Below are 24,040 nucleotides of genomic sequence, written 5' to 3'. Positions count from 1 at the left end.
ACCAAATTTATAGCGACTTACGCATACAGGACATGCGCAAAAGACCTTTTTAATACTTAAAACGGTTCGTCTTTCAGCCTCAACCAGCCCATTCAGCCAGGCGTAACCGTTCCCGCCGCGCTGCGGCGCTGCTGCAGGAATGCCGGCAGCCCCTCCAGCAGGCGCCGTCCATAAGTCGTGTTCACCAGCCGGCGGTCGTAGCAATAGACAAAAGCCCGGTCGGTTTCCAGTCGAATGGCGCGCCCGGCCCACTGCGCCAGCCGGATTGCCGTGGCCGGCACCACCAGTTCGCTGAACGGGTCACGGCCCACCGAGCGCAGCCACTCGGCGCGCGCCTCACCCACCGGATCGTCCGGCGGCGCAAACGGCAGCTTGGCGATGAACACTGACTCGCACAATTGCCCCGGCAAATCCAGGCCTTCGCCAAAAGACTGCATGCCGAAAATGACCGATGCCGCGCCGGCCTCGACGCGCGCACGATGGCGGCTGAGCAGCAGCGCGCGCGGCAGTTCGCCCTGCACCAGCACCGTGTCCTTGAGCACGCCCGACAGCGCTGCTACGGCAACGCGCATCTGCTCGCGCGAGGTGAACAGGCACAGCGCGCCGTGCGAAACCAGCGCCAGATCGCCCAGCAGCGACTGGACCATTTCAGCGGTGAAGGCTTCGGCCTGCCGGGGGTCGGCCACGGTTTCGACCGTGACGAAACGCCCCTGGCTGGCGTAATCGAATGGGCTGGCAACTTCCAGCACACTGGCCGCAGGGTCCTGGTCCAGACCGGATTCGCGCAGGTAAAAGTCGAATTTTCCGCAACTGGTCAGCGTGGCCGAGGTGACCACCGCCGCACGCACCCGCGACCAGAAATGCTGGCGCAGCGTGCTGCCCGGCAGGATCGGGCTGGCATGCGCCTTGATAACCACCAGGCCGCTGTCAAGCCCGCCCTGGCCGGTTTCGAAGGTGAACCATTTGGCCACCGGCACGCTGTCTTGATCGTTCACGGCCGCTTTTAGCAGCAACTCAGTTGTCGCCTGGACTTTTTCCAGCCGGGGCGAGAGCATGCCCAGCTGCGCATACAGGATGGACAGCCGACGCGCTTCGTCGGGCTGGTCGCGCATTGCCGTGCGCAAGGCCTTGGCAATGGTGCTCAGGATGGCCAAAAAGCTTTCGGCCAACACATGGAGCAGCCGCAGCGGCTCGTCCAGCGCTTCGGGCAACACGCCGCGCGGCAGGCGAAAGCGCACCGGCCCCTGCTGGTTTCGCGCTTCCTTGAAAGCCTGGCCATGCAGGTCCATCAGCAGGCGGCTCAGGTCAACCATGCCTTGGCGCAGTTGGGCAGCAAGGCGCGGCACGTCGGCGGATTCAGACACCGTCATCAGCCCGCCGATACGGCGCGCGCGGTTGGCCAGCGTTTCAATCCACAAGGTGCGGCTCAGGTCCATGGAAGCGGCGAAGTGGTCCAGCGCCACGGCCGGCAGGTGATGCCCTTCGTCGAGCACCAGCAGGCAGTTGTCCAGTTCCGGCAGCATGCGCGAACCGAGCGAGGACATCAGCAGGTCGTGGTTCACCACGATCACCTGGGCGCCGACCAGTTCCTTGCGCTTTTCGTAATAGGTGCACTGGTTGAAGACCGGGCAATGCTTGCCGGTGCATGAACTGGCCTCGGCCGCCACCGGCGACCACAACTCGGATTCGGGCGGCTGCTGCAGGTTGTCGCGGTCGCCGTCCCAGGCGCCGCTGCCCAGATCGCGCACCAGTGCGGAATAGAACACCGCGCGCGCTTGCATCACATGCAGCGGTGCGGCGGCGGCCAGTTCGTCGGCAAACAGGTCGTCATCCGCTTCTGCCGCGCTGTCTGCATCGCCTGCATGGCGCGAGAGCTTGAGCTTGCAGACGTAGCGCCCGCGCCCCTTGGCCAGGCCGAAGCGAAAGTCCTGCGGCAAGATGGCCGCCAGCGCCGGCAAGTCCTTGTTGACCAGCTGCTCCTGCAAGGCCACGGTGGCGGTTGAAATCATCACCCGGGTGTTGCGCGCCAGGGCGGCGGCAATGGCCGGCGCGCAATAGGCCAGTGACTTGCCCACGCCGGTGCCTGCCTGGACCACGGCAATTGCGCGAATGGGTTCGTCACCATCGTCATCGGTTTTGCCCAGGGTAGCCATGCTGAAAGTCTGGGCGACTTTTTCGGCCATCAGCCGCTGGCCGGGGCGGTCGCGAAAGGCGCCAGAGGCGTCCACGGCGTGGTCAAAGGCAGCAAGCGCCAGCCGGGCAATGTCGTCAGGGGGCATGGAAAAAGAGGTTGAAAGCAGCGAAAACTGCTTGAGGGACGAGTTTACCCCGCCTGTTTTTTCAGCCCGCCTCGGGGCTGCTGGCTTGGTTCAAAGCAGCGGCACGGCCTGCGCCGGATCGGTGACCGTGCTGAAGGTCAGCCCGGCCAGTGCTGCCGTTTTCGAAACCGGTTGTGAGCCAGGCGCTGACCTCGCTTTCAGCCTTGGCAACCAACTGTTCGCGGCTGAGAATGTCGTCCCTTTTTTCGGGTCCATGCGTTTTTGCGGTAAATTGAGCATTGTTTCAGCCCTTGGCGCTTATCGTTCATGCATAAGCAGCTACTATTTTTATAGCATATGACATCTATATCCACTGCCGCTTTCCAGCCCCTTCACGGTGTCCGCATCCTGAGCCTGGCGCTCAACCTGCCCGGCCCAGCCGCGCTGATGCGCCTGCGCCAGATGGGCGCCACCTGCCTCAAGTTTGAGCCGCCCGGCGGCGACCCGATGCGCCACTACAACCAGGCGGCCTACGAGGAGCTGCATGAGGGCATCGCAGTGCGCAAGGCGGATTTGAAAACTGCCGAAGGCCAGGAATGTCTGCACCGCGAACTGGTTCATAGCGATGTGCTGCTGACCTCATTTCGCCCTTCGGCTTTCAATAAGTTGGGTATTGCCTGGGAAACGCTGCATGCGCGCTATCCGGCACTGTCGCAAATCGCCATCGTCGGCAGCCCCGGTGAACGCGCTGAAGAACCCGGCCACGACCTGACCTATCTGGCCGAAAACGGACTGGTGCCCGGCCTGGAACTGCCCGCCACGCTGTATGCAGACATGGGCGGTTCACTGATGGCCAGCGAAGCGGTATTGCAAGCCCTGATGCACCAGCGTCATCAGGGCGAAGGCGTTTACCTCGAAATCGCCTTGTCCGGCGCGGCCGGCTACCTCGCCCTGCCCCGCGCCTGGGGCTTGAGCCAGCCGGGGGCGACCATTGGTGGCGGCCATGCCGGTTACCGCATTTATCCGTGCCGGGACGGGCGTGTGGCACTGGCTGCGCTGGAGCCGCACTTCGCCCTGAGGCTTTGCGCGGCGGCAGGGATTGCAGCGGCCAGCCAGCAGGCAATGTTCGAGCCGGCCACGCACAAGGCGGTCGCCGCTTTTTTGCTGATGCGAACGCGCGGGGAACTGGATGCACTGGCTGCGGAAAAAGACATTCCGCTGCACACCATGGCTTGAGCCCCGCCATTGATCAGGCGGCAGGTCGTAACTACCTGCATCAGCAGTGCATGGCGCTTGGGCCATGCAAAAACCAGCCTTCAGCTTTTGAAAACTTTATTGCTAACGATCACTTCCTCAACGGTTTTGGCAATGGCGGCCGAGCTGGCCGGCTTGGCAAGGTGGGCGTTGAAGCCTGCCAGTGTGGCGGCCTGCATGTCGCGAAGCTGCCCGAAACCCGTCAGCGCAATCAGCGGAATTGACAGCGTCAAGGGATCAGCCCGCAGCCGCCGGGCAACTTCATAGCCATCCATGTCGGGCAAGCCAATGTCGATGATCACCGCATCAGGCTGCATGGCCAGCACGGCAGGCAGCGCACTGGCGCCATCCTCCACTTCAGTCACCTCGTAATCGAGCAGGCGCAGCAGTTCGGCCATCATGGTTCTGGCATCGGCATTGTCTTCGACATAAACCAGCTTGCGCTGCCGGGGCGCGTTTGCAGCCAGGCAACTGGTTTCTGGAATCTGCGCGGCTGCAGTGGCGACTGCGGCAATGGCGGGAACCCAGAATGAAAAAGTGCTGCCTTTGCCGGTTCCCTCGCTGGCCGCTTCAATGTCGCCGCCGTGCAGGCGCACCAATTGCCTGACCAGCGCCAGGCCAATGCCAAGCCCGCTCTGCAGTCGGTTGGCAGGGGCTGGCCCCTGAACGAAAGGTTCAAACACGCGAGCAAGCAATTCGTGCGCCATGCCGGCCCCCGCATCCTGAACCGTCACGACCGTCCTGTCGGCAACCTCGCTAACCGTGACCCTGACTTCACTGCCAGGCTCGGAAAACTTCAGCGCATTGGTCAGCAAATTGTTCAGTATCTGGTCCATTCGCACGGCGTCACCGCGGAACCATGCACAACTGGCATGTACGGTAATTGAATACCCCTTTGCCAGTTCAGTGGGGCGAAGTGCTTCGACGCATTGGTTCACGCAATCGGCCATGTCCAGCGGCTCTTTTCCCAGCGCAATTTTTCCAGCCATCAACCGGCTGACGTCCAGCAGGTCGTTAACGATATGGTGAAGGTGTTGATTCTGGCGGTTGATGATCGCGATGCAGCGCTCAGCGCCAGGCGTGTCCAGACCGGTTCGCGCCAGCAAGGCCGTCGCGCCAGCGATGGCAGCCAGAGGATTTCGGAGCTCATGCCCCAGCATGGCCAGAAATGCGTCCTTGGTTTCGTTCTGTGCCTGGGCAGCTTCCCGCGCCATGGTTTCATTGCGCAAAAGGCGCTCCCTGTCGGCTTCAGCAGTCCGGCGGAACTTGCGTTCGGCCTCCAGCAAAGCGCCTGCACCGACCAGTTCGTGGTTCAAGGCATCGATTTCTTCGATACCCGTTCGTTCAACGTCAGGCTGCTGGCCGCGCCCGAGCGCCATGGCTGTTCGGCTGGCGCCTTTAATTGCCCTGATAAAACGACGGCCAAACACCGCGACGGCCAGGGCAGCCACGGCAAAGGCCGCCAGCATCCCGGCCACCGCCAGCCAGACGGCGCGATTGGCAGTTCCGTTAATAGAGTTGACTGGTGCAGAAACACCAATAGTCCACCCCGTCAGCTCAGAATGGGTATAGGCTTTGTAGGAGTCAACGCCTTCCATGGACGAGTAACGCACAATGCCCTCTTTGGAAGCCTGGCTAACGGCAACGATGCCAGGGATGCCCGGTTTGCCAACCAACTCGTCTGCTCTGAAGCTGCGAGCAATGAACAGTCCATTGCAGTCTACTACGCCCGTAATCCAATCGGAATTCAGGTTGGCCTGCAAAGCCTGTTTTTTCCAGTAATCAACGGAAAACACTTGGGCAACGACGAACGACCTGCCGCCCGCTGCGGCGGCGGGAAAGTTGACGGCGGTGATCATCTTGCCGGTAACAGTGCCGAGTTCCACATCGGTAGTCAATGGTTTTTGGCTTGAAAGAACGTTTTTGACCATATCCGCCCTGATTGGAAATAGCGGCAATACGGTATCGAAAGGAACGGCAGTGTTCACAAGCTCTACGCCTTTGTCGTCGAACAGCACGATCCACGAATCACCTTGCTGGTAAAACGCTGCAGCCTGCTGGTAAAACGCCTTGAAGTTCCGACTTTCAAGATTTGCTGAGTTGCCTAATACCTTTAGCGCCGACAGTGAGCCTTGTATCTCGCGGTCAACGATAAGGGCCGTGGAATGCGCCGTTTCGCTCAACCCGCGTAATTCCGCCTGTTGTCCGGCGTCCCTGATCTTTTTGAGTGCCATACCGGACACCGCAATGACGGGAATCAGTATGGCCGCAGCCATGAGCAGCAGCTGGGAACGGATTTTCATGGGTGATTTTTCAAGGTTTCGAATTTTCGAATCAAGCTGTTCAGTCCTGAAAGACGGACTGCTTTAAGCAGACGACTGACCGGCAATCACCTTGGAAAAAACCCGCACCAGCGCTTCAGACGTGTAAGGTTTTTGAATCAGCTCAAAGCCGTGTCGTCCCTTTTCGGCCATGGCAGCGCTGTAGCCGCTGGTCAGCACGACCGGCAGGCCAGGGTAGCGTTGACGCACCAGAAGCCCAAGCTCGATGCCGCCCATTCCCGGCATGATCACGTCGGAAAACATCAGGTCAAAGCGGCCTGCATCCTTGGCCAACAGGGCCAATGCAGCCTCTGCGCTGGCCGCCCAGGTTGTGCGGTAATCCAGATCATCCAGAATTTCGCACGTCATTTGTGCCAGGGTTTGGTTGTCCTCGACGATGAGCACGCTGGTGCGATGGCCCTGAACATCCGGTTTTGTCAGCTCCGTTGCATTTTGTAGCGAGAGCAAGGGCATGGCACGCGCCAGGTACAGGGTAAAAACAGAGCCCTTGCCGGGTACGCTGCGCACCTCGACTTCTCCGCCCGATTGTTTGGTGAAACCAAACACCTGGCTCAAGCCCAGGCCCGTGCCTTTGCCGACTTCCTTGGTGGTGTAGAAAGGCTCGAAGATGGCCTGCAGCTTGTCATGCGCAATCCCGCAGCCCGTGTCAGCCATAGAAATGGCAATGAATTCACCCACGCGGCGGTCATGACCCGGGCCAGCCGGAATGCTGTCCACGGCATGCACTTTGAGGGTAAGAAGGCCTTTTGCGTTCATGGCGTCGCGTGCGTTGATGGAAAGGTTCACCAGCGCGGTTTCAAACTGGCTGATATCTGCCATGGCAAAGCAGACACTCCCCCCGGAAGGCTCAAAATCAACCTGTACCTGTGACCCCATCAGGGGACGAACCAGATCAACCACGCTTTTTACCTGCAGGTCGACATCAAACACCTCGGGACTGAGAGGCTGCCGTCGGGCGAAAGCCAGTAACTGGCTGGTAAGTTTGACTGCGCGCGCCACCGTATCGAAAATCATGTCCAGATACAGGCTATGCCGCTCGACAGGTATTTTGTCGCTGCGCAACAACTCGACCGAGGAGCTGATGACAGCCAACAGATTGTTGAAATCATGCGCCACACCACCGGTAAGCTGGCCCAGCGCTTCGAGTTTTTGTGACTGCCGCAGCGCGGTTTCCGTGCGCAGCAGTTCGGTCGTGCGCTGCTCAAGCGCCTGGTTCATTTCGCGCAGGTCAAGCTCTGTCTGCAGTCGCTGCAGCGATGTCCAGGTCCGCTGGGCAATTTCCTCGACCAGTGCTTTTTCGGAAAGCGTCCAGTTGCGCGGCTCAGGATTAAGCACAAACAGGATCGCGGCAAGATGTCCATTCCTGATCAACGGGGTATTGATGATGGCCCTCGCACCGGCAGATTCAAAAGCTGCTGCATAAGCCGCGCCGACAATCGGGTCGGTCAATGCATCGCTCACTGCAACGGTTCGACCTTCTCGCACCTCTGCCATCATCGCGGGACCGTAAATGTCAAGTCGATGGGTTCCTACTATGCTGTGGCAATTCGCAGCGGTCCAGTCCTGGTGAACCTGCATCCACTTGCCCTCGGCATCAACCTGCGCATAGCCGACGCAACCCGCTTGCAGGTGCTGGCCCAGCTTTTCTGCGGCAGTCGCCATCAAGGCTTCGGGCGTGCTGGCATCGCGCAGGGCATCTCTGAGTTCGATCCGGAACGACTGCCGTTTTTGCTCGAACGCCGCCTGCTGTGACAGCAGCATCTGTTCGGTTTTCTCGGTGGTGATGCAATACATGCCAGCGACTGCCCCACTGGCGTCGCGCAAGGGCATATAAGAAAACGACCACCAGGTGGCTTCTTCAAAGCCGTTGCGGGTCAGGGTGAGCGGCAGGTTTTCGTAAAGCGAGCCTTCTCCGTCGAGTGCCTTGCGCACGATCGGCTCAAGATCAGGCCAGGCATCGGACCACAACTCGGCAAATGGCCTTCCCATCGCACCCTCGAGGCGCTTCCCGAGCATGGGACGATAGGCGTCATTGAAAAACGAGAAAAGCTCCGGTCCCCACGCCAGGAATATAGGCTGCGGGCAACTCAGCAGTGATGCCAGCACAACCTTCAAAGCGGGTGGCCATCCCTCAACACCGCCAAGAGAGGTCTTATGCCAGTCACTGGCGCTGATGAGCGCGCCCATTTCACCACCGTTGGCCAGAAAACCTGGCATGGCCGGCGCGGGCACATCATCGGTCAGGTTTGGATTCATGTTTTTACAGTAGGCGCCGGACAGGTTTCAGGATGGACGATTATTGCCATGCAACCTTACGCCTATTTCGCAGCGCTGCCTGTCAGCCAGCCAGCCATGACAGCAAAAAAGACGCTATTGTTTTTGTAGCTACCCGGGCATGCTTTGCATGCCCAGAGCCTTGAAACACCTGAAATTTCTTTTGCTCTTTCAGCAGCTGCCTAGCGCAGCTTGCGCACCAGTTTGCCGGACACCTTGCCCGAGCCGTTGTCCCGTGGCGGCAGGCCGGTGTGCTGCGTGAGCATGCGGCCCTTGACAGGCGCGGCCGGGGCCACGGAAGCCGTCGAATTTTTCCGCCGCGCGCTGGTGTAGGTGCCGTCGGTCATCGGCTGAAAGGTCGGAATCAAATGGTGCTTGCCGTTGCCGATCAGGTCGGCGCGGCCCATCGTTTTCAACGCTTCGCGCAGCAACGGCCAGTTGTTGGCATCGTGGTAGCGCAAGAATGCCTTGTGCAGGCGGCGGCGCTTGTCACCGCGAACAATGTCCACGGTTTCGCTGTCACGGGTGATTTTGCGAAGCGGATTCTTGTTGCTGTGGTACATCGCCGTGGCCGTTGCCATCGGGCTGGGGTAGAAGGTCTGCACCTGGTCGGCCCGGAAACTGTTCTTCTTCAGCCAGATTGCCAGGTTCATCATGTCTTCGTCGCTGGTGCCGGGGTGGGCGGCAATGAAGTAGGGAATCAAAAACTGCTTCTTGCCGGCTTCCAGGCTGAACTTCTCGAACAGCTGCTTGAACTTGTCATAGCTGCCGATGCCGGGCTTCATCATCTTGGTCAGCGGCCCCTGCTCGGTGTGCTCAGGTGCAATTTTCAGGTAGCCACCGACATGGTGCGTGACCAGTTCCTTGACGTACTCGGGGCTTTTCACCGCCAGGTCGTAACGCAAACCCGAGCTGACCAGGATTTTCTTGACACCCCTGAGCGCACGGCCGCGCTTGTAGATCTTGATCAGCGGGCCATGGTCGGTGGTCAGGTTCTGGCAGATACCAGGGTAAACGCAGCTTGGCTTGCGGCAAGCGGCTTCAATTTCCGGGCTCTTGCAGCCCAGGCGGTACATGTTGGCCGTCGGGCCGCCCAGGTCGGAAATGGTGCCGGTGAAGCCTTCGACCTTGTCGCGGATGTCCTCTATCTCGCGGATCACCGATTCCTCGGAACGGCTCTGAATAATGCGGCCTTCGTGCTCGGTGATCGAGCAAAAGGTGCAGCCGCCAAAGCAGCCACGCATGATGTTGATCGAAAAGCGGATCATTTCCCAGGCCGGTATCTTGGTCACGCCGTCGTGGCTGCCGTTGTCGTCGGCGTAGCTCGGGTGCGGGGAGCGTGCATACGGCAGGTCGAACACGTAGTCCATCTCGGCGGTGGTCAGCGGGATGGGCGGCGGCGTGATCCAGACATCGCGCGCGGTCGTGCCTTCGCCATGCGCCTGCACCAAGGCTCTGGCGTTGCCGGGGTTGGTTTCCAGGTGCAGCACGCGGTTGGCGTGGGCATACAGCACCGGGTCGGCCTTGATCTGCTCGTAGCTGGGCAGTCGAATTACGGTACGGTCGCGCGGCGGCACCTTGACATTGCCTTTGCCGTAGAGCGCAGGATTCGGAAAGAAGGTCAGTGGCTTGATCGCCGGGTTGGCCTCTGTCTTTAAGCTTAATTGACCTGTAGCGCTTGCTGGCATTGCACCAGCAGCTACGTTTTCAGCAGCAGCCTTCTCGCCGTCTTCCTTGGCGCAGGTGCTGCCTTGCTCGGCCGCCTGTTCGCTGGTGGTCATGTAAGGGTTGATGTGCGACTCGACGCGGCCCGGCTCATCGACCTGCGTCGAGTCAATCTCGAACCAGCCCCGGCCGGTTTCGTCGTCCTGTCGGCGCACGAAGGCCGTGCCGCGCACATCGGTGATGCTGTGCACCGGTTCGCGTGCGGCCAGGCGGTGGGCAATCTCGACCAGCGCGCGCTCGGCGTTGCCATAGAGCAGCAAATCGCTTTTTGCATCGACGACGATGGAGCGGCGCACCTTGTCGGACCAGTAGTCGTAATGCGCGATGCGTCGCAGGCTGCCTTCGATGCCGCCCAGAATGATGGGTACGTCTTTGTAGGCTTCACGGCAGCGCTGGCTGTAGACGATGGCAGCGCGGTCGGGCCGCTTGCCGCCGATGTCGCCGGGCGTGTAGGCGTCGTCGCTGCGAATCTTGCGGTCCGCCGTGTAGCGGTTGATCATCGAGTCCATGTTCCCGGCGGTCACGCCCCAGAACAGGTTGGGTTTGCCCATCACCTTGAAGGGCTCGGCGCTTTGCCAGTCGGGCTGGGCAATGATGCCGACACGAAAGCCCTGGGCTTCCAGCACCCGGCCAATCACCGCCATGCCGAAGCTGGGGTGGTCAACGTATGCGTCGCCAGTGACGAGGATGATGTCGCAGCTGTCCCAGCCCAGCGCATCCATCTCGGCGCGGGTCGTCGGCAGGAATTTGGCGGTGCCGAAACGGGCAGCCCAGTATTTGCGGTAACTGGTGATGGGCTTGGCGGCGCGGTTGAAAAACGAGACGTCGATGGGGGCGTTCATGGCGGGCGATTCATGGTTGAAATCGCGCGGACGGCCAAATGACAACGTCTGCGATTTTTACTTAACCCATGATTTTAAGGTTTTATCGACGACAGGGGAACCCGGCGTTGATATACGCCTTGGAAATGAAAGTCCATGCCCTGCGGACGACGAAAAATGCAGTCGGCGATGGTGCGCTGAATGCTGTGGATGGCAGCCGTCCATGCCTTGACCACGGTCTTGACACAATGCTGCAAAGAGAGCGCAGCTATCGAATCAGAAACTTTCTGCCGGGGCGCGTCAAACATCACACCGCGCTTTACCTGTCGAGCTGATCCATCAGCAACGTGCTGACCGCTTCAAGGAAGGCGATTTCGCTGTCGGCAATCTCCATGGGCTGGGCGTCGAAATGGCAAAACGTGCCGTAGATCGTCCCAGCTTTGCGAGACAACGGAAGGCCGAAATAGGAATTCAGGATACCCTGGTAAGGATGGCCAAGCAGCCGCATGTCGTCAGCAGAATTGGCCGTATTGAAACCGTTGTCGCGCATCACGAACTGGCAAAAACTGTCGCCTAACGGCAATTCTGACAGGCTGGTGGGGTTTTCGCCATCACGGTCGAACAACAAGATATTGCGCATCATCTGCCCGTCAAGCCGGTAGATGGCGGTGTAGCGAAACGTGGTGCGGGCATTGAGGTACCGAAGTGCACCAAGCAAGCCGCCGTTTTCAAACGCCAGATAAAACTGCGCCAGTTGCTGCTCATGTTTCTGTTGATGGTCATGCGATGCCATGGCGGGTCTCTTTGGTACTGGTCAAAACGTCTGGCCTGTCGGCCAAACCCGGTACGCACGGATTAATTTCAACGCACACAACATGGGCTGTCGGCAAAGGCCACGCCAAAAATCTTATGCTGCTGAAAAGGGTGAAAGCCGATGAACTATTTTCATCGGCTTTATATAACGTGAAGCACTGAACCTGCCTGCCTTGTCGGCAACGGCCATAAGTGCTTTCCATATACACGTTTGCGGTCAACCCCAACGGTCAAACACTGCGGGCGCTGGTACAGCCCGCTCCCATACTGCTGTGCATCCTGCTCCATAGCTGGCAAGGATGCATTCGCAAACCCTGGGTTTTGACTGGTTCTAAGCACAAAAAGCCTACTTCACCCAGTAACTGAATGGTCTCAGCCATGCAAGCAATGGCCAAGACAAAGTTTGCAAATCAGTTTTTCACCATCATCTGGCCGCGGATTTCGCCACCGGGGTGCATGGCGGTGTGAATATTGGCATACCAGCGGCCGGCAACCAACTCGGCTGACTGCGCAGGGGTCAGTGTGGCACTGCCTTCCATCGAACTGGTGACAGGATTTGGCCATGGCAACGCCACGCCGGCATTCGCGCCGACAGCAGCAGGGCCATGGAAATGTGCCATGGAGGCAGGACCACTCAAGCCGGTGTAGCTAACTTTCCAGCGCAGCAAATTGGTTTCCTTGTTCAGCACGGCATCGACGGTTCCAGTGGCTTGACTGGCATTGGGCGGAACCTCATTGCCGGCTCGCAACTGCGTGCTGAGGGCCACCATGTTGGCACTGGCCATGTCGGTAGATGTTGATTTCATCATGCCGCAACCGCTAATGACGGCAAGGGCTGAAACAGTCAGCGTGGCGAGTGAAAGGCGAAGGGCTTGGCGACGTTGAATCATGGGGTCTCCCGATAAATGAAAATTGATTGCGATCCTGCGAACAATACGCAACGACAGAATAAACCCGATTGTTAATGGAAAGCGTTTTATGGGCCTGCACGGTCTGAATTGGGGCCTTTCTCCTACGCCATCGAACTTGGCGCGCCGACAAATACCCCTGAGGGCGCGGTTCAAAGTGAGACCATGGTGAACCCAGGAGAAAACCATGTCCAACACTTCGCAACCCACTTTGGGCAGCCTTTGCATTGGCATCTTTCTTACCGACGGTTTTGAACAGGCAGAGCTGACCGAGCCACGAGCCGCTCTTGAAAAAGCTGGAGCGATCATCCGCATGCTGTCCGATAAAACGGGCCAGGTCCGTGGCGTCCATCACGACCAACCGGGCGATCTTTTTGATGTGGACGCGACCTTCAAGCAAGCTGGGGCTGATGAATTCGACGCGCTTTTGCTGCCAGGCGGCGAAGTCAACGCCAGTCACATTCGAAACAATCCGGATGCGCAGGCGCTGGTCAGACAGATTGATGCGCAAGGCAAACCGATTGCCGTAATTTGCCATGCGCCGTGGCTGTTGATTTCGGCTGGCTTGGTGCAGGGCCGCAAGATGACCAGTGCGCCGGACGTGAAGCGCGACCTGGAAAAAGCCGGGGCTTATTGGGTCGATGAAAAGGTTGTGGTGGACCGTAACTGGGTCAGCAGCCGCACGCCTGACGACATTCCTGCCTTTAATGCGGCGTTCAAAGACATTTTGGTCAAGCATATACGGGGCACGTCGGATGACATTTCGTCTTCAGCGGCTTAAGGTGGACAGGCCACTTTATTAACGTCCCAAAGCCCAACCAAAGGAAAATTCATGGCAACACGTGCGGTGTGGAAAGGCGCCATCAGCTTCGGGCTGGTGCATGTCCCGGTGGCCCTGCATTCGGCCACGGTCAATACCGGGCTCGATTTTGACTGGCTGGACAAGCGCACCCTGGATCCTGTGGGCTACCGGCGCATCAACAAGGTCACAGGTCAGGAAATTGAGGCCGAAAACATCATCAAGGGCATCGAATACAAAAAAGGCTGCTATGTGGTGCTGACCGACGAGGAGATCCGTGAGGCCTACCCCAAGATGACGCAGACCATTGCCATTGACAGCTTTGTGCCCAATACACAGATTCCTTTCGTTTACCTGGAAAAGCCCTACTACCTGGAGCCGATTAACAAAGGCGAGAAGGTTTATGCGCTGCTGCGCGACGCCTTGCTGCAGACCCGGCAGGTAGGTGTGGCCCGGCTCGTGCTGCAAAACAAACAGCATCTGGCCGTGCTTGTGCCGTCGGGCCAGGGCCTGGTGCTGAATCTGCTGCGCTGGGGTGATGAAATCCGCTCTTGGGAAGACCTTGATCTGCCACCCAAAGGACCGAAGGCAGCGGGCGTCAGTGACAAAGAACTGGCGATGGCCGTGGCGCTGATTGAGGACATGCGCGGCAAGTGGGACCCGCACCAGTTCAGCGATTCTTTCAAGGACGAAATCCTGGCGCTGGTTGCACGCAAGGTTGCAGCCGGACAGCTGCAATCCATTGCACAATTTGAAGAGGATGCCGAAGAAACGACTCCTTTTGGCGCGCAAATCCTGAACCTCAGTGACTTGCTGCAGCGCAGCCTGCACAAAAGCGAGGTATCCGACACGCCTGGGAATGGCAACAGTGCAAAAGGCAAGGTCAGGGCAAGCGCCTTGTCAGCCAAGAAAAAAGCACCGGTGCCTGACGAAATCAAGTACGCAACCTCCGGTTTGACAGGCAGTCGCAAGACTGGATAGACGCGTCAAGCGCTTTAAAAAGTGGTAAAAATGCCTTTGCCCTAGCCTGCCAAAATTTCAAAAACAAAGATGAATTTTCACCTTTGGATCCGAACACCAATCGAGCGCTGCCAGGACCATCCAATTCGACTGTAGGCCTTGGCCGCAACATCAGTTCGGTTTCTGTCAGGCCGACAAATGACCGCCTATGATTTGGAGATGCCGAAGAACTGTCTTGGAGAATCTGATGAAAAAACGTCTTTTTTTAGTGCCACCACTGGCTTGCGCAGCCCTGTTGCTTTCAGGCTGTCCTGACGCCAAACTGCCAACGCCTACTCCGATGGTGCCCACGCCCAAGGCACAACTCACGCCTGACCATGGCCAGTCAGCAGCCATAGCGGGACAACAACCATCAGCTTCCATGCTAATCAAAGCTGGTAATTCATGAAACAGTGCATTGCTTGGGCGTTTGCTGTAGCCAGCCTTGGAATAAGTGGTTGCACCCTGCCTGGAGTAACTGCAGAGCCTGCGCCCCGCATGATGACTCTGGACGGCAAATCCTTTCGCGTCCGGCAGATTACCGAAAGCACTTGGACCGCCAGCGCCGCCGGAAACGAAAAAATCCTTGCACAAACGCCCAGCGCCCAGACATCCCTTCGTCAAGCGATCGAGATGGTTTCAGGTTGTCGCGTGACCGACAGTGACTACTCCCGGCAGGGAACACAATTTGATGCCCAGGTCAGTTGCGCCAGAGGTTTGGACAACTGAACACGCAAACTGGAAAAAAGGCCTCAACCGGATAGCCAGTTGAGGCCTTTGGCTTGCCGCATCGCAAAATGTCGGCAGGCAAGCAGGAATTCACGAAATAGTTCAGTGACGCGCCTTGTGTGAATCGCGCAGGGCCTTGATCTCGTCATGATTTTTTTGAGCGCCCTGAGCCTGCTTTTCAACAACATTACGGATGGCCGGTGGCAAGTCCTGCTTGAGCGCCTTGCGGTAACTGGCCACGGCAGAATCCTCGCCCCGCTCGCATTCGTCCAGCATGGCTTGGTCGCTGTGACCGCTCAACACGCCACGCACCGAAACCCATCCACGGTGCAACGCTCCTGACATGGAACCACCTTCATCCGGCTCGCCCCCAAGCTGACGAATCAGCGCTTGCAGTTCTTGGCCAGCGCCCTGGCACTCGCTGGCATGGCGTGTCAACAGAGTTTTGAGGTCAGGCGATTCGGTATGTTCGGCGGAAGTGGTGAATCCATATTCACCGTCGCGGCACGATTCAAGAAGGTCGTTCAACGTGCTGATCACATCGTCGTTGGTAGCTGGCATGGGGTTGGCTCCATCAAGTCAAGGTTGAAAAAATCTGCCGAATTGCGACATAACTGAACACCATCGAAATCAAGCGTTTCAACACCGCAGGCTATCGATGCGTTCGCTGAATACCTGAAAGGTCAGGCCTCTGGGCAGCGTTTTTCGGTTCAGCATCAATACTCTCCCGGATGAAACCCAACACCGGTCAGGCAAGCACAAACAGCGATGTAGGAAAAAACCGTTCCGCCATTGCAGACAACACCCAACCCCAGGCGGCGCGTGTGCCGGTCCAACCAGAATTTTTGACGCCAAATAAACGCTTTGAGCGCGTCCTGTAATCACCAACAGCTATCAAACACGTAGCAGTAGGACTCAGCTCTCCAGTTCCGGAAAATGCCGTCTTCGCTGAACGCAATGCGCCTGTCACTCTGCAGATAACCCCGCATACCATCGCTACATAGGACGCGCCAGCCGCTTCCAACGCCAGCCGCAGGAATTCGCCGCGCCCCTGAATACCGGGCCAGTAATGCAGCGGGTAAGCCATGTGTTGACTTTCAATGGTTTTGTTGAAAATACCACTCCAGCGTATGAACCACCTGATCAACCTGCTACTTATTCGATAGCAATAAAAGCAAGGGGAACTTGGCTCCGTGGCCATATCGGAAAGTCCTGGCTTGTCCTACACCGAGTTCATCCAGGTCCGATTCCTTTAATCCTGAGAACTTCATACATTCAATTCGCGCCCTCATCACAGGCTACTCAAAGTCTGCAACCTGGCACGGCTTTGGGCCGAATGTTTGGCCCAATTCCCAGCATGAAACATGCTTTCTGCATGGTCCCAATTCAACGATTTCATCAAGGAAATTCAAATGAACCCAAGAAAACCAAAGCATCTGGCAGAGCCAGCCACTGAAGTCAGCACCACAACTTCAAATGAATCGGTACCCAGTCAGGAAGTGCAGAGCAGTCCACCGCTTCATCCTGACCAGACAGGTGCGCAATATGGCGGCTATGGCCATGCTGACAATTCGTTCGGCCGGGATGCTGGCAGTTCAAGCAAAGAAGGCGGCCAGGGTGCTGACAAGTCCGGCGCAGACAGGCTTTCTGCTTCCAAACCGCTCAAGGACGCGAGCGATGGCAGCACGAAAACCGGGTCTGCCAGTGCCGCCAGCCAGCATGACCAGGCCAGCGTGAAAAAGCCGGACTGATTTGAATGCAGTTCAGCCTGCCGCAGCGATCTGGCGCAGCGCCTGCTCGAACACCTCAACCGGCTGGCCACCGGAAATCAGGTGGCGGTCGTTGATGATGACCGCAGGCACCGAATGGATCCCCTGGGTCAGGTAAAACGACTCTCGCTCGCGTACTTCTTCGGTATAGGCATCGCTTGCCAGCATTTCGGCGGCCTGAACCGGGTCGAGACCGCACTCGCCAGCTACACGGATCAGCACCTCGTGTGAAGCAGGACTCTGGCCATCGGTGAAGTAAGCCTTCAGCAGACCTTCCTTCAATGCCTTTTGCACGCCGCTTCCCTGAAGTCCGGCCCAATGCAGCAAGCGATGGGCGTCAAACGTGTTGTAAATGCGACTGCGCCCTCCTCCGGGCTGGTCGGCCCGGCTGAACGTGAAACCGACATCCTCGCCGCGCTGGCGAATGTTTTCGCGATTGACGTGGGCCTGCTCCGGCGTGATACCGTACTTTTCGGTGATGTGTTCGGTGATTTCCTGGCCTTCGGGCGCCATCTTCGGATTGAGCTCGAAAGGCTGGAAGTGCAGTTCGGCGGTGATCTCGCCCGCCACACGTGCCAGCGCCTCGTCTAGTGCTTTCAGACCAATGGCGCACCAGGGGCACGAAACGTCGGAAACAAAATCAATCTTTATCAAGGTAGTCATGGGGGTTTTCTGTAAGCCAAAACGCGGCATTCCGGGAATGGCCCGTTTTCCGGTTTTGTATTGAAGTGGATTTCAGGCATTGTCCTCCGATCAACGGAGGGATGCACGTCAACCCGGCAGTCCGCAAGCGCGGTCACTATGGCCTGCTCATTCATCACACGGAGCAGGCCATGTAGCTACGGGGCGTGATTCTCGATGCCAGCTCGGTGGTGGGCATCTTTGGCAACTTTGGTCAGACCAACTGCGACGCCACCAAGTTTGACGCCAGCGCGGGCAAGCGCTTGCCTGCAGGCCACAAGGTTGCGATGGGTGGTGTCGTGAATGGCGTGACCAACAAACGCCCTATCATTCAGTGCGTTCATTTTATTGGTGTTTTATGCCTTTGGCGCATGCTGGACGGGCACAAGCAGCTATGTTTTTTTGATTAGATCAGTGCTCATTCCATCGCCCCGCGCCGACCTTGCTTTTTCAAGCCTGCAGCGATAATTCACGCATGCCTTCCCTGCCGATACCCGACCATCCGCAACCCCAGTCCCTGACTGACCTGTTCGTTTCCTTCACTCTCCTGGCGCTGCAGGGTTTCGGCGGCGTGCTGGCCGTGGTGCAACGCGAAATGGTTGAAAAAAAACGCTGGATGACACGCGAAGAATTCATTGAGGACTGGGCGGTGGCGCAAATCATGCCCGGTCCCAATGTGGTCAACCTTTCACTGATGATTGGCGGGCGCTACTTTGGGCTGAAGGGCGCCATGGCGGCACTGGCCGGCATGCTGGCGGTGCCGCTGATCCTGGTGCTGCTGCTGGCGCTGGTGTATGCCCAGTTTGCCGACCATCCGGGCGTCGCGGGCGCGCTGCGCGGCATGGGCGCGGTGGCCGCCGGGCTGATTGCGGCGACCGGCCTGAAACTGTTTGGCGCACTGCTGAAAAATGTGCTCGGTCTGCGGCTGTGCATCGCTTTTGGTCTGATGTGCTTTGTCTCCATTGCGCTGCTGCGCTGGCCCTTGTTTTATGTGTTGTTCGGTCTGGGCAGCGTGGCCTGCACCGTGGCCTACCAAAAGCTCAAGCCATGACGGAGCCGATCACCCTGGTGTTTGGTCCGCAAGACTGGATCAACCTGTTTTTGCATTACCTGACGCTTTCTTTGCTGTCGATAGGCGGGGCGATCACCACCGCGCCCGACATGCACCGCTTTCTGGTCGATCAGCAGCACTGGCTCACCGACGCGCAGTTCAATGCCTCGATTGCGATCGCCCAGGCCGCGCCTGGCCCGAATGTGCTGTTCGTCGCGCTGCTTGGCTGGAATGTCGGCCTGAATGCCGGCGGCATGATGACCGGCCTGCTCGGCGTGGTGCTGGCGCTGACGGGCATCCTGATTCCCAGCACGGTGCTGACCTATGCCGCTGCCCAATGGGGCTATCGCAACCGCGATTTACCTGCCGTGCGCGCCTTCAAACAAGGCATGGCGCCCATCGTCGTGGCATTGCTTATCGCCACCGGCTGGATTCTGGCAAGCGCCAACGGCAGTTCATTGAAAGACTGGCCGGTGTGGCTGGTGACGATCGTTACCGCCTTGATGGTCTGGCGCACCAGAACGCACCTGCTCTGGCTGCTGGGCGCAGGTGCCTTGCTGGGCTGGTACGGCTGGATTTAAGCGCAAAAATACACAACTGACCTGTTCAGGGATTGCACCTGTCACAGCGTGAAGGATCGGCAAGCAATGCACCGGCCCGGCGTTTTTCTTCGCTTTGACCGCAATGCTGGCACGACCAGATATCGGCCAGCGCTTGCCGGGTGGGGCTTGCACAAAGGGCGCATGGCAGACCAGTAACGGTCCGGGTCATCCAGTAGCCTGGTGCTACGCAAACCGGACAGGATGAACTGAGCTTGTGCGCAAGATTGTCGGTTGCGACCCCAATGAGTTTCTGGCGCGTCGGATTGCAATACGCACGCAGGTCGTTTTCGACGATGACACCACTTTTTACTGACCGGCTGGCTGTTTGTTCATACGCTTTTTGCAACAAGGTCCAGTTGTAAAGACCTTTGTAAATAGGCGAAGCCTGATCGTCTTTTGCCATGACGACAAGGTGATGGGATGGAAATTCAGCCTCTTCTGCAAAAGCCACCACTTCTTCCCAATTATTCACTTCCCGATGTCCACTTTTGGCTGGCCCCTGTGCAATCCCGGTGAGTTCAAGTCCGTTTTCATCGTCGATGAAAACGACCAGCTCGACATCCCAGGGAATCAGACCGGTGTAAGGGTCGGCAACGAAAGCACCTTCGCTTGCCAAGCCGACGCGAGAACTGGCCAGCGTCATGCCGATGCGGGCTTTTTTCAACGCCGTTTCCAGTTGCGAGCCGGAGCGTGGAATATCGCGGGTAAAAGTGCCAAGTTGATCGGTGTCAAACCCTGTCACAAGGTCTACACGGCAGCCTGTTGCCGCCTCCAGAATAGGCCCAATGATGGCTTCCTTGCCGTGTTGCGTCAGCAGAGCAACATGACGGCCCCGGTACAGGTTGCGGACATCCGTAAAATTCTGCATTGCTTGACCCTCAAGATTCGCGTGCCGAATCCGGAGCTGCCACCCAGGTTTGCCAGCGACCGCCAGACCAGGCCTCAACAACATTCGTTTGCGGATCGATGCGAAAAAGGTGAAGCCAGCGGTTGTCCACCAACTGGCGTACCGTTTCATGCTTGCGCATGACCGCTTCAATGCCGGCCCGTGGGGCTTCGATAAAGACCGACAGGCGCAGCGGCGTGTGCAACCATTTTTCGCCGTCATGCAGGGACTGCAATGGCAGGCCAATGCGCAGGTCGCCCCCATTGCCTTCGAACACGCCAATACGGCCGCCGACCACGTTGTGCAGCACCTTGTTGCCACTGCCATAGCGCGCGTTGTCCACGGTCGAGGCAAAGTACTGCATGTTGATCCAGTGCGTCACCACCATCGGCGCGGTCATGATGAGTTCAAGAATGCTGCCCTGGGCATCTCCCTGCCAGTCGTAGTCGTGCAGGAAGGACCGACCGGCCAGATTGAGGTGACGGGAGCGGGAACGTGGCGCGACAATGAAGGCGGCATTGTTGACCAGCCCCCATTCCGGTCGGGTCTGCGCCCAGTCATTGGCCCTTTTTTTCAGGGCTAAAAGCAAGGCATCAGGCTGCGCGCACAGATCACCCAGGCCCAGCAAAGGCGCGCGTTCGGCACGTGTCCTGGCACCGGCTGCAAGCAGCGTCTGGCGCAGACGAGTCAGGTCTTGGGCGTGGCTGGCAGGCACCAGATCAACGTCATAGAGCTGCATCTCATCGGTGGTGGTGTTATGCAGGCCCGCCAGAAAGTGCGTCGTTTCAGGAACCACGAGGTGACGTTCGGAGAGGGCTTGCCGCAGCGCAGGGTCGTTCAGCAGCGACGCCAAAGCGCGGGCATTGACTTCTCCGGTTTGTCCGCAACAGGCGCCGCAGTCCAGCCCCGCCGCATGCGGGTTGTTGGCGCTCTGGCTGCCATGGCCTGCGAGCAGCACCATGCGCGCAAAACCCGAGCGCAAACCCATTGCCTTGAGCACGCCTTCAGCCAGAGAAACACGCTGCGCGAGCGTGTCATCTGCTTGCGCCACCAGCACAGGCCGCGCGGCGTAACGCGCACCCAGGCCGTCATGGTCCGCAGGCGGTGCAACGCTGCTCGAAGGCAGGCTGCGCTTGAGCAGCTTGCCCAGGTAACCCAGACCGATCGATTCCACCAGCGTAAAGGCCGAACCCGGCAGGCGCTCAAAGGGTTGCCACGCTTGCTTGGCAGCAAAATTTGACTGCCTGGCCTTGACCAACGCAGCGTCACGGTCATTGCCGCCGCACGAGTCGGTGACGCACAAGGTGGGAGCCAGCAACCCCGGCAGCTGAGGGCGCGTCGCCGTCGTTCCCAGCGGCGTATAAGAAATGGGCAGGCCAAAGAAACCGGCAAACCCCATCGTCTGCACGTCGGGCCAAGCGCTTTCCAGCGCACGCCTGAACACTTCTGAACGAACATCGATACAAAACACCGCCTGAACCGCGCAACTGTGCCCGGTTGAAGCTGCAGAGGACTTCGCCAATGCGGCAGCCAGCGGCTTTTGGTAAGCTATTTCCAGCGCGCGATGCAGCAACGCGGCGTGGTCCGGTGCTGTGTGGCTGCTGCGAATGCGAGGTCCTTGCCAGGCGTTCCGCCAACGCATCCAGGAAGATTGTTCATCGCGCGAGCCATCGTCCAGCAAATATTCCCAAGAAAGACGAATCGCCAGCAGATCGACGATTTGGTTGTCGTCTTCGCCTTCGAGCCGCGCTTGCCAGCGCAAATAGGCGCACCAGGAGGCCCATCCATTGATTCGTTGCAAGACAGCGCACAGGAAGTCACTCAGGCCGTCGGCAGGCACGGCCAATTTATCAAGAACAAACGCAATCGCCTGCTGGGCATCGGCAGGTAGCGCTTGTGAACGTCGCAGTACTTCGGGCGCTTTCATCAACAGCGCCACGCCATGGTCATGTGCAATCGAATGGCGCCACCCGGCATACAAGCCGCTGCTCAGCGAGGGATGCCAGTCGGCCTGTTCGGCATCAAAATGCGCGGCGCAGAACTGACTGATCTGGTGGGTGATGGTTGAGCACCAGGCAGGTTCGCGTGCCAAATGGCGTTGCGCGTCGTGCATGTCCGACAGCAAGGGAAGCGCGCCGGACGATTCCTGCGCACCATCAAGCGCGGCGATCACTGCCGTTGGGTTCACCGGCACCCCTGCCTCCGCCATGGCCTGGGCCAGGTGTTCGGTTTGAAAAGCCTGGCGCTTCCAGGCATCGCGATAGAACGCCTGCGGCATGTGCATGCGGCTGCCACCCAACTGATTTAGCTGTCCGGCTGCCTCTTCAATGGGACGGTCAACCCATCCCCAGTATGGATTGACTGCGATGAAGCGGTCCAGGGGCCAGGTTGGTGCGATCAGGCGGCAGGCCGAATCGACGGCCAGATCCACAGAAGACTTCACCGGATGGAGCAAGGAGGAAACAGCATTCATGATTTTTCGCTCAGCAGTGCAGCAGTTGAATAAGGGGGCCGCAGCAATACTGCAGGCAGGGATATAGGCCAGAGACGAAACGTCAGCCGCGTAAAGTGCGCGTCAAGGTAAAAGCCGGCATATGCCCATGGATAAAAGGCCTTGGAAAATTGCCCGTTCGGGAAGGCGAGCAACCACACTTGCAGCAGATAAAGCGATAGAAGGCAACTGCCGGCCCAGAGAATCAATGGCAACGGTGCAGAAACAACCGGCGTATTGACCAAGGCGCCAAAGACAAGATGCCCTGCAATGTAGAACTGTCCTAGAACCAGGATAGCGATGACGCCGCGCACCGTGCCCATGCCCCACCCATCGGCGCGCCACAACAAGGGCGCCAGACCCAGCCCCACAATCAGAATGGCTACGGGTGCAATCGTCAGGCCAGGCAAGCCGATTTTCCAGACTGCGAGGCTGCCAGCCAGCAGCACAATGGCAAACGGGACGCAAAGAAGACGCATCACCGCGCGGGTAGCAGGCGAACGCCCGGCCTCGGACGGATAAAACGCACGGCGGCGGCTGTCCAGCACGGCTTCGCCTGCAGCCAGAAAAGCATAGGCCTTGTAGAGCGAATGCGCCACCAGGTGCAGGAAAGCCAGCTCATACAGACCGAGACCGCATTCAAGCAGCATGAAGCCCATTTGCGCGCAGGTTGACCAGGCCAGGCGCACTTTGATGCTGATGCGGGTCATCATCACCAGGCCGGCCAGCACCGCACTGAGGCTGCCAACGACGACCAGCAAGGTTTGCGCCGTGGGCGAAACCGACAAGACATCGGCCAGGCGAATCAGCAAAAAACCGCCCAGATTGACAATACCCGCATGCAGCAGGGCCGACACCGGCGTGGGCGCTTCCATTACCTGAATCAGCCAGCCATGAACAGGCAACTGGGCTGACTTGAGAATCACCGCCAGCACCACCAGCGCCATGGCGGTATTGAGTGCCGCAGACAGGGCATTGGCCGACTGAACGTGATGGGAAATTCCTTGGAATTCAAGCGTGCCGGTTTCCCGATAAATCAGCGCCAAAGCAGCCAGCAGACACACCTCGGCCAGGCGGCTGGCAATAAACTTTTTATGCGCAACCACTACCGCGGCAGGACGGTCGCGGTAAAAGGTCAGCAAATGGTGCAGCGTGATGCTGCTGGCAATCCATGCCAGCACCAGCACACCCAGGTTGTTGGTCACCACCACGACGCCGATGGATGCCAAAGTCAGCAGCATGGCAAGCACGTACCGCTTTTGCCCCTCCTCGCCGTTCAGATACCGCCGGGAATAGCGGATCACCACCCAGCCCAGCAGGCTGACCAGCATCAGCATGGCCAGTCCCAGTTTGTCGATGTGCGAATTGCTGAGTGCTTGCAGCACAGCAGCGGCCAGCGCGATCGCAAGCGCGGCAAGTGCTGCGCCTTCAGCTACAACCCATGTACGAAAAATTCCGGCACCGAGCGCGACCGGCATGCAGGCCAGCACATAGATCAGCGGCACACACCAAAGCAGTACGCCATTGTTGAATTCGGTCATCCAGCCCCTTCTGTTGATTGAGATGGCGCGACTTTGCCTTCAAGCCAGCAATAAGTAAAATAGATAAATTTTTAAATATCATTCTTTAAAACAGAAC

The 24,040-nt window shown here is 58.6% G+C and carries 20 protein-coding genes and 3 pseudogenes; 10 read left to right on the top strand and 13 right to left on the bottom strand.

What is annotated here, in order from left to right:
* Positions 1 to 92: 92 nt before the first annotated feature.
* On the bottom strand, positions 93 to 2,279 hold the full coding sequence (gene dinG, locus IWX87_RS14335) for an ATP-dependent DNA helicase DinG (RefSeq protein WP_196864210.1): 2,187 nt from the start codon (positions 2,277 to 2,279) through the stop codon (positions 93 to 95).
* On the opposite strand from dinG, the gene IWX87_RS14330 reads away from it, so the two are divergent.
* Positions 2,278 to 2,619, top strand: coding sequence for a hypothetical protein (locus IWX87_RS14330; protein WP_196864209.1), 342 nt, complete (start codon positions 2,278 to 2,280; stop codon positions 2,617 to 2,619). The genes dinG and IWX87_RS14330 overlap by 2 nt on opposite strands.
* Complete coding sequence (locus IWX87_RS14325; protein WP_196864208.1) at positions 2,616 to 3,494, top strand: CoA transferase; 879 nt, start codon at positions 2,616 to 2,618, stop codon at positions 3,492 to 3,494. Before IWX87_RS14330 ends, IWX87_RS14325 begins: the two co-directional genes overlap by 4 nt.
* Positions 3,495 to 3,574: 80 nt before the next feature.
* Here IWX87_RS14325 and IWX87_RS14320 read toward each other — a convergent pair whose 3' ends face one another.
* The 6 genes from IWX87_RS14320 to IWX87_RS14295 form a co-directional block, all read right to left on the bottom strand.
* The gene (locus tag IWX87_RS14320; protein ID WP_196864207.1) at positions 3,575 to 5,815 is read right to left on the bottom strand and encodes an ATP-binding protein; all 2,241 of its coding nucleotides are present in this window, start codon (positions 5,813 to 5,815) and stop codon (positions 3,575 to 3,577) included.
* 63 nt (positions 5,816 to 5,878) lie between these two features.
* Entirely contained in the window at positions 5,879 to 8,110 is a 2,232-nt protein-coding gene (locus IWX87_RS14315; protein WP_196864206.1) for an ATP-binding protein, read from the bottom strand.
* 200 nt (positions 8,111 to 8,310) lie between these two features.
* A complete protein-coding gene (locus IWX87_RS14310) occupies positions 8,311 to 10,695 on the bottom strand; it encodes a YgiQ family radical SAM protein (protein ID WP_196864205.1) in 2,385 nt (794 codons plus the stop codon).
* A 74-nt stretch (positions 10,696 to 10,769) separates the two neighbouring features.
* Positions 10,770 to 10,982: a hypothetical protein gene (locus IWX87_RS14305; RefSeq protein WP_196864204.1), complete on the bottom strand. Its 213-nt coding sequence runs from the start codon at positions 10,980 to 10,982 to the stop codon at positions 10,770 to 10,772.
* An 11-nt stretch (positions 10,983 to 10,993) separates the two neighbouring features.
* Complete coding sequence (locus tag IWX87_RS14300) at positions 10,994 to 11,467, bottom strand: hypothetical protein (protein ID WP_196864203.1); 474 nt, start codon at positions 11,465 to 11,467, stop codon at positions 10,994 to 10,996.
* A gap of 430 nt (positions 11,468 to 11,897) precedes the next feature.
* The gene (locus tag IWX87_RS14295; RefSeq protein WP_196864202.1) at positions 11,898 to 12,377 is read right to left on the bottom strand and encodes a CHRD domain-containing protein; all 480 of its coding nucleotides are present in this window, start codon (positions 12,375 to 12,377) and stop codon (positions 11,898 to 11,900) included.
* Between the two features lie 205 nt (positions 12,378 to 12,582).
* Here IWX87_RS14295 and IWX87_RS14290 point away from each other — a divergent pair, with 205 nt between their 5' ends.
* The 4 genes from IWX87_RS14290 to IWX87_RS14275 all read left to right on the top strand — a co-directional run bounded on the left by IWX87_RS14290 (position 12,583) and on the right by IWX87_RS14275 (position 14,922).
* Entirely contained in the window at positions 12,583 to 13,176 is a 594-nt protein-coding gene (locus IWX87_RS14290; RefSeq protein ID WP_196864201.1) for a type 1 glutamine amidotransferase domain-containing protein, read from the top strand.
* Between the two features lie 51 nt (positions 13,177 to 13,227).
* The gene (locus IWX87_RS14285; protein WP_196864200.1) at positions 13,228 to 14,175 is read left to right on the top strand and encodes a Ku protein; all 948 of its coding nucleotides are present in this window, start codon (positions 13,228 to 13,230) and stop codon (positions 14,173 to 14,175) included.
* Positions 14,176 to 14,401: 226 nt separating this feature from the next.
* Positions 14,402 to 14,602, top strand: coding sequence for a hypothetical protein (locus IWX87_RS14280; RefSeq protein ID WP_196864199.1), 201 nt, complete (start codon positions 14,402 to 14,404; stop codon positions 14,600 to 14,602).
* Positions 14,599 to 14,922, top strand: a complete 324-nt coding sequence (locus tag IWX87_RS14275; protein ID WP_196864198.1) for a hypothetical protein — start codon at positions 14,599 to 14,601, stop codon at positions 14,920 to 14,922. The genes IWX87_RS14280 and IWX87_RS14275 overlap by 4 nt, the downstream gene beginning before the upstream one ends.
* Positions 14,923 to 15,024: 102 nt before the next feature.
* Here IWX87_RS14275 and IWX87_RS14270 read toward each other — a convergent pair.
* Positions 15,025 to 15,471, bottom strand: a pseudogene (locus IWX87_RS14270) (PA2169 family four-helix-bundle protein); the annotation flags it as partial.
* A gap of 448 nt (positions 15,472 to 15,919) precedes the next feature.
* A pseudogene (locus IWX87_RS14265) lies at positions 15,920 to 16,009 on the bottom strand (glutathione S-transferase); the annotation flags it as partial.
* Between the two features lie 325 nt (positions 16,010 to 16,334).
* On the opposite strand from IWX87_RS14265, the gene IWX87_RS14260 reads away from it, so the two are divergent.
* Entirely contained in the window at positions 16,335 to 16,673 is a 339-nt protein-coding gene (locus IWX87_RS14260) for a hypothetical protein (RefSeq protein ID WP_196864196.1), read from the top strand.
* A gap of 12 nt (positions 16,674 to 16,685) precedes the next feature.
* Here the strand turns inward: IWX87_RS14260 and IWX87_RS14255 are convergent, their stop codons facing one another.
* Entirely contained in the window at positions 16,686 to 17,354 is a 669-nt protein-coding gene (locus IWX87_RS14255; RefSeq protein WP_196864195.1) for a DsbA family oxidoreductase, read from the bottom strand.
* Positions 17,355 to 17,536: 182 nt separating this feature from the next.
* On the opposite strand from IWX87_RS14255, the pseudogene IWX87_RS14250 reads away from it, so the two are divergent.
* From IWX87_RS14250 to IWX87_RS14240, 3 genes and pseudogenes are all read left to right on the top strand, one after another.
* Positions 17,537 to 17,614: pseudogene (locus tag IWX87_RS14250) on the top strand (3-oxoacyl-ACP reductase); the annotation flags it as partial.
* 233 nt (positions 17,615 to 17,847) lie between these two features.
* Entirely contained in the window at positions 17,848 to 18,423 is a 576-nt protein-coding gene (locus IWX87_RS14245; RefSeq protein ID WP_196864194.1) for a chromate transporter, read from the top strand.
* Positions 18,420 to 19,004, top strand: a complete 585-nt coding sequence (locus tag IWX87_RS14240) for a chromate transporter (RefSeq protein WP_196864193.1) — start codon at positions 18,420 to 18,422, stop codon at positions 19,002 to 19,004. Before IWX87_RS14245 ends, IWX87_RS14240 begins: the two co-directional genes overlap by 4 nt.
* 25 nt (positions 19,005 to 19,029) lie before the next feature.
* Here IWX87_RS14240 and IWX87_RS14235 read toward each other — a convergent pair whose 3' ends face one another.
* Genes IWX87_RS14235 through IWX87_RS14225 form a run of 3 tightly spaced genes read right to left on the bottom strand, consistent with a single transcriptional unit; the run spans position 19,030 to position 23,943 of the window.
* On the bottom strand, positions 19,030 to 19,893 hold the full coding sequence (locus IWX87_RS14235; protein ID WP_196864192.1) for a DUF6671 family protein: 864 nt from the start codon (positions 19,891 to 19,893) through the stop codon (positions 19,030 to 19,032).
* A gap of 10 nt (positions 19,894 to 19,903) precedes the next feature.
* Positions 19,904 to 22,384, bottom strand: a complete 2,481-nt coding sequence (locus IWX87_RS14230) for a YbcC family protein (protein WP_196864191.1) — start codon at positions 22,382 to 22,384, stop codon at positions 19,904 to 19,906.
* Positions 22,381 to 23,943 carry an NADH-quinone oxidoreductase subunit L gene (locus IWX87_RS14225; RefSeq protein ID WP_196864190.1) on the bottom strand — a complete coding sequence of 521 codons (1,563 nt, stop codon included), beginning with the start codon at positions 23,941 to 23,943 and terminating at the stop codon, positions 22,381 to 22,383. Before IWX87_RS14225 ends, IWX87_RS14230 begins: the two co-directional genes overlap by 4 nt.
* Positions 23,944 to 24,040: the final 97 nt, after the last annotated feature.

The organism is Polaromonas sp. CG_9.7 (genome assembly GCF_015752205.1).
Classification (GTDB): domain Bacteria; phylum Pseudomonadota; class Gammaproteobacteria; order Burkholderiales; family Burkholderiaceae_C; genus Polaromonas.
This window is presented reverse-complemented; position numbering and strand designations above follow the sequence as displayed.

Excerpts from the sequence above, each read along its gene's own strand:
- IWX87_RS14330 (WP_196864209.1), top strand. The coding sequence starts at position 2,278 with ATGGAAAAAGAGGTTGAAAGCAGCGAAAACTGCTTGAGGGACGAGTTT.
- IWX87_RS14245 (WP_196864194.1), top strand. The coding sequence starts at position 17,848 with ATGCCTTCCCTGCCGATACCCGACCATCCGCAACCCCAGTCCCTGACT.
- IWX87_RS14235 (WP_196864192.1), bottom strand. The coding sequence starts at position 19,893 with ATGCAGAATTTTACGGATGTCCGCAACCTGTACCGGGGCCGTCATGTT.
- IWX87_RS14230 (WP_196864191.1), bottom strand. The coding sequence starts at position 22,384 with ATGAATGCTGTTTCCTCCTTGCTCCATCCGGTGAAGTCTTCTGTGGAT.
- IWX87_RS14300 (WP_196864203.1), bottom strand. The coding sequence starts at position 11,467 with ATGGCATCGCATGACCATCAACAGAAACATGAGCAGCAACTGGCGCAG.
- IWX87_RS14255 (WP_196864195.1), bottom strand. The coding sequence starts at position 17,354 with ATGACTACCTTGATAAAGATTGATTTTGTTTCCGACGTTTCGTGCCCC.
- IWX87_RS14315 (WP_196864206.1), bottom strand. The coding sequence starts at position 8,110 with ATGAATCCAAACCTGACCGATGATGTGCCCGCGCCGGCCATGCCAGGT.
- IWX87_RS14295 (WP_196864202.1), bottom strand. The coding sequence starts at position 12,377 with ATGATTCAACGTCGCCAAGCCCTTCGCCTTTCACTCGCCACGCTGACT.
- IWX87_RS14305 (WP_196864204.1), bottom strand. The coding sequence starts at position 10,982 with ATGTTTGACGCGCCCCGGCAGAAAGTTTCTGATTCGATAGCTGCGCTC.
- dinG (WP_196864210.1), bottom strand. The coding sequence starts at position 2,279 with ATGCCCCCTGACGACATTGCCCGGCTGGCGCTTGCTGCCTTTGACCAC.
- IWX87_RS14325 (WP_196864208.1), top strand. The coding sequence starts at position 2,616 with ATGACATCTATATCCACTGCCGCTTTCCAGCCCCTTCACGGTGTCCGC.
- IWX87_RS14240 (WP_196864193.1), top strand. The coding sequence starts at position 18,420 with ATGACGGAGCCGATCACCCTGGTGTTTGGTCCGCAAGACTGGATCAAC.
- IWX87_RS14285 (WP_196864200.1), top strand. The coding sequence starts at position 13,228 with ATGGCAACACGTGCGGTGTGGAAAGGCGCCATCAGCTTCGGGCTGGTG.
- IWX87_RS14290 (WP_196864201.1), top strand. The coding sequence starts at position 12,583 with ATGTCCAACACTTCGCAACCCACTTTGGGCAGCCTTTGCATTGGCATC.
- IWX87_RS14275 (WP_196864198.1), top strand. The coding sequence starts at position 14,599 with ATGAAACAGTGCATTGCTTGGGCGTTTGCTGTAGCCAGCCTTGGAATA.
- IWX87_RS14225 (WP_196864190.1), bottom strand. The coding sequence starts at position 23,943 with ATGACCGAATTCAACAATGGCGTACTGCTTTGGTGTGTGCCGCTGATC.
- IWX87_RS14280 (WP_196864199.1), top strand. The coding sequence starts at position 14,402 with ATGAAAAAACGTCTTTTTTTAGTGCCACCACTGGCTTGCGCAGCCCTG.
- IWX87_RS14260 (WP_196864196.1), top strand. The coding sequence starts at position 16,335 with ATGAACCCAAGAAAACCAAAGCATCTGGCAGAGCCAGCCACTGAAGTC.
- IWX87_RS14310 (WP_196864205.1), bottom strand. The coding sequence starts at position 10,695 with ATGAACGCCCCCATCGACGTCTCGTTTTTCAACCGCGCCGCCAAGCCC.
- IWX87_RS14320 (WP_196864207.1), bottom strand. The coding sequence starts at position 5,815 with ATGAAAATCCGTTCCCAGCTGCTGCTCATGGCTGCGGCCATACTGATT.